Origin of the sequence: Microcystis sp. LE19-84.1B (assembly GCF_027531875.1) — a bacterium.
In the GTDB taxonomy this organism is placed as follows: domain Bacteria; phylum Cyanobacteriota; class Cyanobacteriia; order Cyanobacteriales; family Microcystaceae; genus Microcystis; species Microcystis panniformis.
In genome coordinates, this window is sequence record NZ_JAPZSR010000313.1 from 18,767 (window position 1) to 30,258 (window position 11,492).

An 11,492-nucleotide genomic window follows, 5' to 3' on the forward strand; every position below is an offset into this window, starting at 1 on the left:
ATTTTTTCTGATTTAATTAGGGTTTGCTGAAAAAATAAGGGCGAAGGATTCGGATAGAAAATCTACGGTTTCAGCGATAGGTTATGCCCGAATGCTTCGCCCCTACAGGACTTGCACCTGTTTCGCAAAACCAGCCACTAAAACCCTTACCTCGTCTATATTTCACATTTATTCAGCAACTCCTAATTACATAACCTTTATCCCTGCACTGCTGAGAAACTTACCTATGACTAAAAGAGCTTTACTACTAATCAATCGTCACTCGCGCAAGGGTAAAGAAAACTTTGCTCAAACTGTTGATCTGCTCAATAATTGGGATTTTGAAATTATCAGCGTCCCTTTGAAAAAGGTAGAAGATATACCTTTTTTGCTGGAAAAATATCGCTCTAGTATTGATTTAGTTATTGTCGGTGGTGGCGATGGGACTCTTAATGCTATGGCGGATATGTTGGTAGAAACTCAACTGCCTTTAGGCATTATACCTCTGGGAACGGCTAATGATTTAGCCCGGACTTTAGGGATACCGAATTCTATTGCCGAAGCCTGTCGAATTATTGCGGAAGGTAATTTAAAATATATCGATCTAGGTTGGGTAAATAATAAATACTTTTTCAACGTGGCTAGTTTAGGATTAAGTGTGAAAATTACCCAAAAACTGAACAAGGGTTTAAAGCGACGTTTGGGGATTTTGGCCTACGCTTGGACAGCTTTACAGGTATTAAGTAAAACTCGTCCTTTTACCGCTATGATCCGTGTTGATGGTCAAAATATCAAAGTTAAAACCCTACAAATAGCGATTGGAAATGGTCGTTATTATGGGGGAGGAATGCCGATAGCTCACGATGCCCAAATCGACGATCAAAGGTTAGATTTATATAGCCTAGAAATTGAACACTGGTGGCAAATTTTCCCGCTTTTATGGACATTACCGCGAGGACAACAGGGTTTATTATCTTGGGTGAGAACTCTTAAGGGGAAAGAAATTCAAATTCAGACTCGTAAACCCCATAGTATCAACACCGATGGCGAAATTACTAGCACTACTCCCGCCATGTTTCGAGTTATTCCTAGCGTTTTAGGAGTCTATATTCCCCGTCAGAAAACACAATCTTAAAATTAACGAAAAGGAGGAGAATACAATAAACCCCCCTTTGTCCAAAGATTATTTAAACCTCGATCGAGTTGTAGGGGTTTACCGATTTCACGCTCATAAATTTCACCGTAATTACCCACCTGTTTTAAGACTCTTTGGGCAAAATCATTGGGTAAACCCATATCTTCACCTAACTTCTCATCAATACCCAAAAAGCGCCGAATACTAGGGTCTTTACTATCGGCAAAACTGGCAATATTTTGGGAGTTAATCCCGAATTCTTCCCCTTGAATTAAACTAAAAACGATCGAGCGGACGGCATTCGACCAAGCGGGATCACCATCGGCCACGGCCGGGGCCAAAGGTTCCTTCGATATTACCACTTCTAATAATTGATGATCCTGCGGTCGGGGAAAAACCGATCGCCGGGCTACCAATTGGGAGCGATCGGAGGTGACAGCCTGACAGCGCCCCGCCTGATAAGCTGTATATAAGGCCTCCACATCATCGGAAACGATCGGTTTATAACCTTGAACTCCCGCTTTTGCCATGGCATCGGCCAGATTTTGTTCCGTGGTGGTTCCCGACAGCACACAAATGGACTTTCCGCTTAAATCTTCTAATTTCTTAATATTACTGGCTTTCGTGGCCATAATTCCTTGACCATCATAGAAAACCGGGGTGATAAACTCCATCCCCAGAGCGGTATCCCGGTTAATCGTCCAGGTGGTGTTGCGACTGAGGATATCCACTTCTCCCGTCTGTACGGCAGTAAATCTCTCTTGGGGGCTAAGTTTACGATATTCGACTTTGGAGGGATCATCAAAGAGAGCCGCAGCGATAGCTCGGCAAATTTGCACATCTAAGCCCGAATATTCGCCTTTTTCATTAACAAAGCTGAACCCCGACACTTCTCCGTTAATGCCACAAATTAACTTACCGCGATTTTTCACCGTTTGCAAGCGGCCAGCATCGGGACTACTTGCGGTGTTAGAACTAGAATTAGATTGATTTTCCGTCCCACAGGCAGTAATTAGCAGTAAAAGCAGGGACAATGCACAAAAACGCCACTTTAGCATAGATATTCTCTGAAAAATTTTTTTAGTCACTTAATTTTAGCTGAAAGACCAGAGCAAGCTTAACACTATAGCCACGATCGCACCGATAACCGTATTGATCACATTGACCAATTCATTAGTTAACCACAGAAAGCGGGTTTGTAGGGTAGCGCCGATGAGACTTTCGATATTGGTAGCGATAAATGCCGCAATTACGCACCATAACACACCAAGAAGATCGATCGCACCGATAGCCCATGCTAACAGGGAAATCGCCGTGGCTGCCAGCAAACCGGCGATCGTTCCTTCCAAACTAACAGCACCTTCTGTTCCCCGGGGGACGGATTTAAAATTAGTAATCAGATAAGTAGTTTTACCGTAAGCTTTACCCACCTCACTGGCAGTAGTATCGGCTAATTTAGTGCTAAAACTAGCCACATAAGCGAGTATTAAAAGGTAATCCCAGGGAGAAGCGGCAAAAAGACTGAGGATAGCGCAAATTGCCCCCGCTAAAGCGGAACCCCAGACATTTTCTGGACCGCGTACCCCCGCTCTTTTTTCGGCGATTCCCTCCGCTTCCTTGCGCGCTAAACCGATGCGGGTGACAGTAGAGCCGACGAGGAAATAGAATAAAACAATTAGATAACCGCGCCATCCCAAGCTTCCCCAGACAATTACCCCTAGAACCCAAGCATGGAGATAACCCATCCGAGTTAAGAGCTTTTTTGGGGCAATTGCAGCGATTCCGAGGAGGACGGTATTGAGAAGAATAGCGACGAGCCAAGGATTGGTTAACATAGTATCTGGGCAAGTTTATATCCCCTATTGTATCGATCGAGTCGATGAAAACTAATCAACCCTATCAACCTCTTTTACTGCGAATTCTGCACGGATTAACGGGAATTGTCCTCATTGCCGCCATGGTTACGGCCTATTGGACCTATGATACTTTTGACGGTCGTTGGTTAAAACTGCCCCTACCAGAATATCAAGAAATTGAAAGTATTCATGGCACTTTTGGCCTCTATACTCTGATTATCTTTCCCGTTTTTGCTATCTATGCTTTTCGTCGCGGCAACAAAAGATTAATTCAAAGTGATTCTCTTAACAAATTAACTCAATTTGGTAAGCCGATTTGGTGGTATAGTCTCCATCGTTTAGTCAATACTTTGACTCTTTTTGCCCTAACTTTTGCTTTGTATAGTGGCCGGATGATGGATTCCAAATGGCTACCAGAAGGGGAATTAAATCACTTTTGGTATTATGCCCATTTGCTCAGTTGGTTAATTATGGCAGTATGTCTGGTGCTGCACCTGCTCATGACTGCTAAAGTGGGAGGAGTTCCCCTGTTATTGTCTATCCTTAAATGGGGTTTTCGTGAACAAGATAGCCCGAAATTATGGTTATCTCAATTACGTCAATGGGGGTTAAGTTTGCGTCTAGCCAATAGTTTTCAGTGGCTACAATCTCTTAACTTATATAAAGTCTTAGAAATTGTTGTTTTATTGGCTATTATAGCAGCTTGGATTATTCCCAAGTTTGACTAAGCTGTACTGTATTTAAACTGAGTATTGGGAATTTTAGTACAAACGTTCAAATTCCCTGCTACCCTCCTCTCCTATACCTTTTAAACAGGATTTAGTATAATTTATCGCTCCCGACGAGCAAGAATAATCATCGTCTTTGCTAAGGGAGCAATACGACCTATACGATAGATTTTATCTACCGATAAATTAGCTTCTGTTAACAGTTTTGTGATAGTTTTGACAGACCAGAATTTAATATGTCCGTGATCCCAAAGAGCGGTAAAATGCTCGTCCATCTTACCCGTAGCCGCTAGGGCCAAATTTTTGAGATAACTATGATAGGGAGTGGATATCAGCGCATATCCTCCGGGTTGCAGCAGATTATAAACGGTCTTAGCATAATCGCGCGGAGCATAGACGTGTTCTACCACTTCCAAACTAATTAGCAGCGGAAAAGTACCAAATTTACCAGCCAGATCATCATAGGCGGAGCCAACGTATAGATCAAGTTCAGGATAGGCTTTTTTTGCCTCTGCTATCCCCGATTCGGAAGGATCGCAGCCACTGACTTGAAATCCTTTTTCTGATAACCAATTAGCGATCGAACCGTTGCCACAACCGAGGTCAAAAATACGCTTTTCAGGAGGAGCAAGATCGGCAAAAATCTGACTTAGAGAGGGTAGCAAATAAGCGTGGGCAGTCCCACAGCAAGAATTTTGATAATGATAATAATCTGACATATCTTAAAATAGTTAATATGTAAGTATTTTTTGTGGTATCACCACTATCGCAGGGTAATACAAAAAGTAACTTTTGTCAAGGGTTTAGTGAAATTTATTGTCACATCCCATTGATAGGATATACCATAGTATTTTATCAATACATCGCATATACTATTGTCAATGGACATCCTGCAAAAATTAAAAACCTTTTCCTAGTTAGAAGTCTCCGAGCCATTGTTCTCCTAGTCAGAAGTCGTAAACTTAACATTAATAGCTGACCTCTGTTATCAGAAAACTTTAACAATTACCAAAGCGGATCGGAGTATAAATGAACAGTTAAAGAATCTTGATCGCCGGGGATACCAGTAATACAACTACAAATTTGAGTCCCATCATCTAATTCTACTTCACAAGCGTGACAGGAACCCATTAAACAGCCAGTAGGAATGTCAATTCCCGCTTTTTTGGCCACATCTAATAATAGTTCTCCAGTTTCCGCTTCCATGATGATATCATCGGGTAAAAAACGCACTGAAATAGTCATAATTTCTCCTTACAAATGAGCAAAAATAGGTGTAAGATTTAAATGTTCTTCCAATAAATTAGCCATAGTATCGAGGGTTATTTCTCTTTGTTCACTATAGTTAGCAATTCCCGTAGGCAAAGATAATAAACCGCGACGCTGACGTAGATGATTTAGCCAAGTTCTTCGCCAAGAACCATTATCAAAGATACCATGTAAATAACAGCCCCAAATTGACAGAGAATCATTGACAATTCCTAGACTAGCATCTTCCTCGAACATTTTTTGATAACCTGATTCACTTTCCCATTCGCTTATTCCTTGGTGAATTTCGTATCCTGTTACTGGTAAACCCCCTTGGGGAAAATTAGATAAAACTTGTCGTTGACGGGTAATTTTTTCGGCAGTAATTACCGTTTTTAACGGCAGTAAATTTAAGCCAGCTACCTCACTATCGGAACCTTCTCGATGGTCAGGATCCAGGATTAATCGCCCTAACATTTGCAAACCACCACAGATGCCAAAGATAATACCTCCCCTTTGGTGATAGGCTTGTAATTGATTAGCCATACCACTTTGATTAAGAGCAATTAAATCAGCGACAGTGGTTTTAGAACCCGGGATAATTACCCCATCGGGATCACCTAAAGATTCCTGTAATTCTAGATAACGGACATTAACCGTTGCTTCACCACAGAGAGGGTCAAAATCAGTAAAATTAGCGATATGAGGCAGACGAATGACAATGATATTTACTTCAGCTTTAGGTTTTTGGGCGGGGCGATCGAGTAAACTGAGAGAATCCTCGGCACTTAAAAAGATATCACTATAGGGAAGAACTCCCAACACGGGAATTTTTGTATAATCTTCTAGCCAAGTAATCCCTGAATCTAAGAGAGATTTTTGTCCGCGAAATTTATTGATCACAATACCTTTAATTAAAGCTCTTTCCTCCGGTTCTAATAATTCTAACGTACCGACGACGTGAGCAAAAGCCCCCCCGCGATCAATATCCACCACTAAAATAGTAGCGGCATCCAGATATTTAGCCACCCGCATATTAGTTAAATCCCGATGTTTGAGATTTATTTCCGCCGGACTTCCCGCACCTTCACAGACAACTAGATCAAATTCTGTTGATAATTTAGCTAAAGATTCTTTAATTGCTTGCCAACCTTGGTCAAAATAATTCTGATAATAATCCGCTGCCGTAGTGACACCAACAGCCTTGCCTTTAATAATCACCTGAGAGGTCATATTTCCCTGGGGTTTTAATAAAATTGGGTTCATTTCTACCCGGGGGATTGTCCCCGCGGCCCATGCTTGCACCGCCTGGGCGTGACCCATTTCTCCCCCTTCGGCGGTAACATAGGCATTAAGAGCCATATTCTGACCTTTAAAGGGTGTTACCTGCCAACCTTTCCGGTTGAATAAACGACATAAAGCCGCAGTTAAAAAAGATTTACCCGCGTGGGATGTTGTCCCCACCACCATAATTGCTTTCATCTAGTTTTTTTAATTGAGTATTTTCAGTAAACAGTAAACAGTAATAAGTTAACAGTAAACAGTTGATAACTGATAACAATGACCGAATCTACAACCTAATTTGTTAAGCTAAAAGCTTTGATGTACTTAGTTTATAAACTTTTTTGGCAGGAGAATTGCCAGATTCTTTCTCTTGCCTCTTGCCTGTTGCCTCTTGCCTTCAGAAGCTAATAACTGATAACTGATAACTGATAACTGATAACTGATAACTGATAACTGATAACTGATAACTGATAACTGATAACTGATAACTGATAACTGATAACTGACTCCCGACACCATTAAAAAGAAAACCAACGTTGCAGAGTATTGAAAAATCTTTGCCAGAAAGTGGGTTTAGGGAAAAAGTCCCCTTGGGGTTGCCATTTTTCTATTAATTTCCTCCCCAAAGGAGTGAGACGAAAACTATCGGTTATCCCCTGTCCATCTACTTCGCGTCGCAAAATTCCCACTTTAATCAACCAGAGAAGATAGCTTTCCACTGCTGCTTCCGTCAGCAGTCTGGAAGTATAACTTTTTTCTAAACCCCCAGCACCCGGAATGCTTAAAAGTGATACACTTTGCTCCAGCATAGCGGCGAATAGGGTGACACGGAAAGGGGAACAACAGAGGGCCCGTTCGGCCCTAGTGATGGTAGCATCAGGATAATTGATGGCGGTAACGGTGGGAGTCGATAGGCTCATAGATTCCGGTCGTTTAGCTATTGATAAACTCATTGTTACATTGATCTGGCCTCAACCCCCATCAACCTCAATCACGGATAAAATAGGGATGAAGTGTTAAGTAGCTTGAGTGTTTATGCAGTCTCCCGAACCGTTCGATAATAAATATACCCCAGAGGAAGTGGAAGTGGAAATTGAAACCGACGATTTCCCCCCCGTTGATACCCGGGTTAGTTTCACTGCCACTGTTGAAAAAGCGAAAACTTGGTACGGCAGCCTGTCCACACCAGCACAGGTAGTTGTGGCAGTGGCGGGGGTTTTTGTGACTTTTTCGATTTTAACGGCAATTTTACGGCTAGTTAGCGCAGTTTTAAGTGCTTTAATCCTCGCCGCTATCTTTTATCTTATCTATCGTTACATCCTCAAACCGAAAGTTTAGTCGGCTATGCACATTTTCTGTTCAATGTCAAGAGTTTGGTTGATAAAAAAAATTTATGGAAAAAACAGACACCAGAGATATCTTGGGGGAAAATGCCGCTAAGTTGGGACTGGCCCAGATCCAGCGTCATCTATTTCTCTGCTGCGATCAGACTAAGCCAAAATGTTGTGACAAGGAAGAAGGGTTAGAAGTGTGGGATTATTTAAAGAAGCGGTTAAGTGAATTAGAACTCGATCGCCCCAGTGCCGACCGTCCGGGCTGTATTTTTCGCACTAAAGCCAACTGTTTGCGGGTTTGCAGCCAAGGCCCGATTTTATTAGTGTACCCGGAAGGAGTCTGGTATGGAAGGGTAAACAAGGAAGCGATCGAAAGAATTATCCAAGAACATCTAATCGGTAATCAAATCGTCACCGAATATGCTTTCCTTTGCCACGATTTACCAGCAATCTCCCTGAACTGTTCCAGAGAAGAACCCGAAACAATAGAGGAAAACAGCGTTAAAACTAGCTGAAACCCTAATTAACTACACATATCTAACTACCTTTTACCTTTTGCCTGTCGATCCTTTGTCCGTCTCCATTCCCCCAACCCTGCAGCATGGAAAAATAGCGATGAAAGAGACCAACAAAGACAACAAACAACTTTTATTAATCGACGATGACCCAAATTTAATACTTTTGGTGAAGGATTATCTAGAGTTTCGTGGTTATAGGGTGACAACCGCAGAAAACGGTCGGGAAGCCCTAGCAATCCTCGAACGCGGGGCAAATGCGGCCAAAGCAAGGGAAATGCCCGATATCATTATCTGTGATCTGATCATGCCGGAAATGGATGGTTATGCCTTCCTCGAAACAATTCGTCGGGACAGTCGTTTTAGTGGTCTTCCCGTGATTTTTCTCTCCCCTAGTGGTCAAAGTCAGGACAAGGTGACAGGTTTAACCGCTGGGGCCGATTTTTATCTGGTTAAACCCTTTGAACCAGAAGAATTAGTGTCCCTGGTGGAGTCTTCCCTCAAACAAGCGGGCCGGTTGCCGAAACGCATCACCCGCATCCATTCCGAGGATGTCACCCCTGTTCAGGTTCCGGGTGATGTGGAATTAACCCCAACGGAGTTAAAAGTAGTACAATTGGTCGCCCAGGGACTGGTTAATCGGGAAATCGCAACAAAACTCAATGTTAGTCAACGGACAATCGAAAGTCATGTGTCGAATATGCTTCATAAAACCGGCCTTCATAATCGCACGGAATTGACCCAATGGGCGATCGAAAGTAATAAGCTGTTGACTATCTAGGGTTTGCGGCAAAAAGTTTTTTTGCATACCCTCAATAGTCAACAACTTATCAGGGGTTAGGTCAGGTGATTGTCAACTCAGCTTTTTTTGGCATTAAACATCCCTGAGATTGTCCTGGTCTGCTAGTTGCGATCGCTCTTTTTCTAGGGCCAATTCCGTTTCCAATTCTTGGCTGAGGAAATAGTTGAGGAAAGTTCGGATAATAGCGATGAGGGCGAGTTTTGCCAAGGCTTCTAGAGTTGGTGTGACGGTGGTAGCCACGATGTCTCCACCTAACTGAAACTCTAGGGCTAAAGATAGCCAAGTACCAAAACGAATGCGAAATTGATTGAAGGAAAAAGAAGGATGACTGCGACGGTGACGATTAGACTGCCAAGCTAATTGTAGAGTTTTAATTAGTCCGATTACCACACAAGCGATTGAAAGACTTTCTAGGCAAAACTTGATGATTGCCACAGCAGAGATCAAGCCTGTTTCTAAAGTTGCTAAAAATTCCATACCCAACAGATACCCTCTTATCGGATAAACCAACCTACCATCTAAGGAAGTTTGTCCAATGGCAGTTAGAACAGGTTTCTCGCCTGTTCTAACCTATGGCTGACTTAAGCCGGTCTTCCCTCCACCACCTTATCAATTAAACCGTAGGCGACGGCTTCCTCGGCGGAGAGGAAATAATCGCGGTCCGTGTCTTTTTCGATGCGTTCGATGGTTTGTCCGGTGCGATTAGCCATAATTTCGTTTAATTGCTGGCGAATACGCAGGATTTCCTTAGCTTCAATGTCGATATCCGTCGCTTGCCGGCGCCCGGTTCCCCCCATGGGTTGGTGAATCATAATCCGCGCGTGGGGAAGAGCGAGACGCTTACCCGGACTACCAGAAGCCAGTAAAAATGCTCCCATAGAGGCCGCTAATCCCACACAGATAGTCACCACTTCCGCTTTGATGTACTGCATGGTGTCGTAGATGGCCATACCGGCGGTAACGGAACCCCCCGGCGAGTTGATATAGAGATAGATGGGTTTAGTGGGGTCTTCCGAGTCGAGATAAAGCATTTGGGCCACAAGGGCATTGGCTAACCCGTCGGTGACTTCCTGCCCCAAAAAAAGAATGCGTTCCACCGAAAGACGGCTGTAAATGCTAATCCACTGTTCGTATTGGCTACCAGGCAGACGGTAGGGAACTTTTGGCACACCGATAGGCATAATTGGTAACAACTCCTGCTAATTTGTAATAAATCTTAACTAACTTGGGCGAGGGGTTTCGGTAGTTCCTTGCGACTTTCGAGAACGAGATCGATTAATCCGTAGTCTTTCGCCTGTTGTGGGGTGAGATAGAAGGTGCGATCCATATCTTTCGCCAGTTTTTCGGTGGTTTGACCCGTATTTTTCGAGAAAATTTCCAACATCGTCTGTTTATTGGCGATTACCTCCTTGGCGCGAATCTGGATATCGGTGGCTTGTCCCTGGGCCCCGGTGCGATTTTGGTTGAGAACAATGGTAGCGTGGGGTAAGGAGGCGCGAAAACCCTTGGTTCCTGCGGAAAGAATCATCGCTGCAGTTCCCATGGCCTGTCCGATACAGATAGTATGAACGGGAGGTTTAATGTAGTTGAGGGTGTCACAGATGGCGAAAGCTTCGGTTTCGTAGCCGATCGCGTCCCCCGTGTACCAGGATGTGCCGGTAGAGTTGATATAGAAGAAAATCGGTTTTTCGGGATCGTCAAATTGCAGGTAAAGCAGTTGCGCGATAATTAGTTCCGTCACGTCCACCCCGACATTGCGCTTGACATCATCGGAGGAAAATAAGGGCAACCCCAGATAGACAATTCTCTCTTTGAGCAGGAGAGATTCCAAGTCCGGTGGTGGTGTCCGATAGGCTGCATCCCCATAATAGGCAGTTTGTACCGCTTTAATCACTGAGTTCATCGAGTTTTTCCGTCATACACAGTATCCTGCTTTTGATTTTAACTTAGTGTCAGCAGAAGTCCCTCCCTTGAGCGCGACGGGATGAATGTTGACACTAAGTTCAATCCAGTGGCAGCACACTTTGTTCTTTTTGTCAAAAAAACTTTCTCTTTGCAACAAAACTACACAATTAATTGATCAACGGGTTGGGTTTTAAAAGGCTCTTTAACCCCCATTTATTGCTGTTCCCAAATAGGTCACTGTAGATTTAGCAAGGGTTTTCAGGATTACCAGATAGCTAAAAACTCCAAAAAGCACGGAGAAACCCATCATTTCATACTGCGAAATTATACCATAATCGCTGGAAGTATTGCAACCTCGTAAACAAATGAGAATTATTTTCAATAAATTCTTAAGAAAAGATAAATATTGCGAAATGTAAATTTAAATATTCTCAACTATTAAAGCTTGTTTGATATAAAAAACTTATAATACTAAATCCGTTGAGTAACGCACAGAAAACGGGTTTCTCCGAGAAACCCGTTTTCTACTCAGGCACTCATGCAAGAGGCAAAAGAGGGAATAAACAATCAGTCTTTAATAACCAGATTTAGTATGAATCGCCTTCTAGGTGAGCAACTCACATAAGCTGTGAAAACCCAAAAAAAGGGCGAACAAAATTCACCCTAACAGACACAGTAATCATCCTACAAAGTGCTGATAAACTGA

The 11,492-nt window shown here is 43.0% G+C and carries 15 protein-coding genes; 5 read left to right on the top strand and 10 right to left on the bottom strand.

Features of this window, described 5'->3' with window-relative positions; genetic code table 11:
* Nucleotides 1–226: 226 nt before the first annotated feature.
* Entirely contained in the window at nucleotides 227–1,114 is an 888-nt protein-coding gene (locus O9324_RS17710) for a lipid kinase (RefSeq protein ID WP_288140874.1), read from the top strand.
* A gap of 2 nt (nucleotides 1,115–1,116) precedes the next feature.
* Here the strand turns inward: O9324_RS17710 and O9324_RS17715 are convergent, their stop codons facing one another.
* A complete protein-coding gene (locus tag O9324_RS17715) occupies nucleotides 1,117–2,172 on the bottom strand; it encodes an amino acid ABC transporter substrate-binding protein (protein ID WP_288140875.1) in 1,056 nt (351 codons plus the stop codon).
* A 36-nt stretch (nucleotides 2,173–2,208) separates the two neighbouring features.
* Nucleotides 2,209–2,949 (bottom strand): TIGR00297 family protein, encoded by a 741-nt coding sequence (locus O9324_RS17720; protein WP_288140876.1) that lies wholly within the window; start codon nucleotides 2,947–2,949, stop codon nucleotides 2,209–2,211.
* Nucleotides 2,950–2,993: 44 nt separating this feature from the next.
* On the opposite strand from O9324_RS17720, the gene O9324_RS17725 reads away from it, so the two are divergent.
* Entirely contained in the window at nucleotides 2,994–3,698 is a 705-nt protein-coding gene (locus O9324_RS17725; RefSeq protein ID WP_288140877.1) for a cytochrome b/b6 domain-containing protein, read from the top strand.
* Nucleotides 3,699–3,799: 101 nt separating this feature from the next.
* Here O9324_RS17725 and O9324_RS17730 read toward each other — a convergent pair whose 3' ends face one another.
* The 5 genes from O9324_RS17730 to O9324_RS17750 form a co-directional block, all read right to left on the bottom strand.
* Nucleotides 3,800–4,417: a class I SAM-dependent methyltransferase gene (locus tag O9324_RS17730; protein ID WP_002746668.1), complete on the bottom strand. Its 618-nt coding sequence runs from the start codon at nucleotides 4,415–4,417 to the stop codon at nucleotides 3,800–3,802.
* Between the two features lie 286 nt (nucleotides 4,418–4,703).
* Complete coding sequence (locus O9324_RS17735; RefSeq protein ID WP_002771074.1) at nucleotides 4,704–4,943, bottom strand: 2Fe-2S iron-sulfur cluster-binding protein; 240 nt, start codon at nucleotides 4,941–4,943, stop codon at nucleotides 4,704–4,706.
* Between the two features lie 9 nt (nucleotides 4,944–4,952).
* Complete coding sequence (cobQ, locus tag O9324_RS17740) at nucleotides 4,953–6,428, bottom strand: cobyric acid synthase CobQ (RefSeq protein WP_288140878.1); 1,476 nt, start codon at nucleotides 6,426–6,428, stop codon at nucleotides 4,953–4,955.
* A gap of 126 nt (nucleotides 6,429–6,554) precedes the next feature.
* Nucleotides 6,555–6,764 carry a hypothetical protein gene (locus O9324_RS17745; RefSeq protein ID WP_288140879.1) on the bottom strand — a complete coding sequence of 70 codons (210 nt, stop codon included), beginning with the start codon at nucleotides 6,762–6,764 and terminating at the stop codon, nucleotides 6,555–6,557.
* A complete protein-coding gene (locus tag O9324_RS17750) occupies nucleotides 6,749–7,150 on the bottom strand; it encodes an Npun_F0494 family protein (protein ID WP_288140880.1) in 402 nt (133 codons plus the stop codon). Before O9324_RS17750 ends, O9324_RS17745 begins: the two co-directional genes overlap by 16 nt.
* Nucleotides 7,151–7,265: 115 nt before the next feature.
* Here O9324_RS17750 and O9324_RS17755 point away from each other — a divergent pair, with 115 nt between their 5' ends.
* From O9324_RS17755 to O9324_RS17765, 3 genes are all read left to right on the top strand, one after another.
* Nucleotides 7,266–7,568 (top strand): hypothetical protein, encoded by a 303-nt coding sequence (locus O9324_RS17755; protein WP_002771071.1) that lies wholly within the window; start codon nucleotides 7,266–7,268, stop codon nucleotides 7,566–7,568.
* Between the two features lie 55 nt (nucleotides 7,569–7,623).
* Nucleotides 7,624–8,079 (top strand): (2Fe-2S) ferredoxin domain-containing protein, encoded by a 456-nt coding sequence (locus O9324_RS17760; protein ID WP_002771070.1) that lies wholly within the window; start codon nucleotides 7,624–7,626, stop codon nucleotides 8,077–8,079.
* A 100-nt stretch (nucleotides 8,080–8,179) separates the two neighbouring features.
* Nucleotides 8,180–8,860, top strand: coding sequence for a response regulator transcription factor (locus O9324_RS17765; protein ID WP_002771069.1), 681 nt, complete (start codon nucleotides 8,180–8,182; stop codon nucleotides 8,858–8,860).
* 93 nt (nucleotides 8,861–8,953) lie between these two features.
* Here O9324_RS17765 and O9324_RS17770 read toward each other — a convergent pair whose 3' ends face one another.
* From O9324_RS17770 to O9324_RS17780, 3 genes are all read right to left on the bottom strand, one after another.
* Nucleotides 8,954–9,358 (bottom strand): DUF1622 domain-containing protein, encoded by a 405-nt coding sequence (locus O9324_RS17770; protein WP_002771068.1) that lies wholly within the window; start codon nucleotides 9,356–9,358, stop codon nucleotides 8,954–8,956.
* Nucleotides 9,359–9,462: 104 nt separating this feature from the next.
* On the bottom strand, nucleotides 9,463–10,062 hold the full coding sequence (locus O9324_RS17775) for an ATP-dependent Clp protease proteolytic subunit (RefSeq protein WP_002734165.1): 600 nt from the start codon (nucleotides 10,060–10,062) through the stop codon (nucleotides 9,463–9,465).
* Between the two features lie 35 nt (nucleotides 10,063–10,097).
* The gene (locus tag O9324_RS17780; RefSeq protein ID WP_002801939.1) at nucleotides 10,098–10,784 is read right to left on the bottom strand and encodes an ATP-dependent Clp protease proteolytic subunit; all 687 of its coding nucleotides are present in this window, start codon (nucleotides 10,782–10,784) and stop codon (nucleotides 10,098–10,100) included.
* Nucleotides 10,785–11,492 lie beyond the last annotated feature (708 nt).

What these genes read in the sequence shown, in the direction of transcription:
- O9324_RS17715 (WP_288140875.1), bottom strand. Translation starts at nt 2,172, where the DNA reads ATGCTAAAGTGGCGTTTTTGTGCATTGTCCCTGCTTTTACTGCTAATT.
- O9324_RS17760 (WP_002771070.1), top strand. Translation starts at nt 7,624, where the DNA reads ATGGAAAAAACAGACACCAGAGATATCTTGGGGGAAAATGCCGCTAAG.
- O9324_RS17725 (WP_288140877.1), top strand. Translation starts at nt 2,994, where the DNA reads ATGAAAACTAATCAACCCTATCAACCTCTTTTACTGCGAATTCTGCAC.
- O9324_RS17710 (WP_288140874.1), top strand. Translation starts at nt 227, where the DNA reads ATGACTAAAAGAGCTTTACTACTAATCAATCGTCACTCGCGCAAGGGT.
- O9324_RS17780 (WP_002801939.1), bottom strand. Translation starts at nt 10,784, where the DNA reads ATGAACTCAGTGATTAAAGCGGTACAAACTGCCTATTATGGGGATGCA.
- cobQ (WP_288140878.1), bottom strand. Translation starts at nt 6,428, where the DNA reads ATGAAAGCAATTATGGTGGTGGGGACAACATCCCACGCGGGTAAATCT.
- O9324_RS17765 (WP_002771069.1), top strand. Translation starts at nt 8,180, where the DNA reads ATGAAAGAGACCAACAAAGACAACAAACAACTTTTATTAATCGACGAT.
- O9324_RS17770 (WP_002771068.1), bottom strand. Translation starts at nt 9,358, where the DNA reads ATGGAATTTTTAGCAACTTTAGAAACAGGCTTGATCTCTGCTGTGGCA.
- O9324_RS17775 (WP_002734165.1), bottom strand. Translation starts at nt 10,062, where the DNA reads ATGCCTATCGGTGTGCCAAAAGTTCCCTACCGTCTGCCTGGTAGCCAA.
- O9324_RS17755 (WP_002771071.1), top strand. Translation starts at nt 7,266, where the DNA reads ATGCAGTCTCCCGAACCGTTCGATAATAAATATACCCCAGAGGAAGTG.
- O9324_RS17735 (WP_002771074.1), bottom strand. Translation starts at nt 4,943, where the DNA reads ATGACTATTTCAGTGCGTTTTTTACCCGATGATATCATCATGGAAGCG.
- O9324_RS17720 (WP_288140876.1), bottom strand. Translation starts at nt 2,949, where the DNA reads ATGTTAACCAATCCTTGGCTCGTCGCTATTCTTCTCAATACCGTCCTC.
- O9324_RS17750 (WP_288140880.1), bottom strand. Translation starts at nt 7,150, where the DNA reads ATGAGCCTATCGACTCCCACCGTTACCGCCATCAATTATCCTGATGCT.
- O9324_RS17730 (WP_002746668.1), bottom strand. Translation starts at nt 4,417, where the DNA reads ATGTCAGATTATTATCATTATCAAAATTCTTGCTGTGGGACTGCCCAC.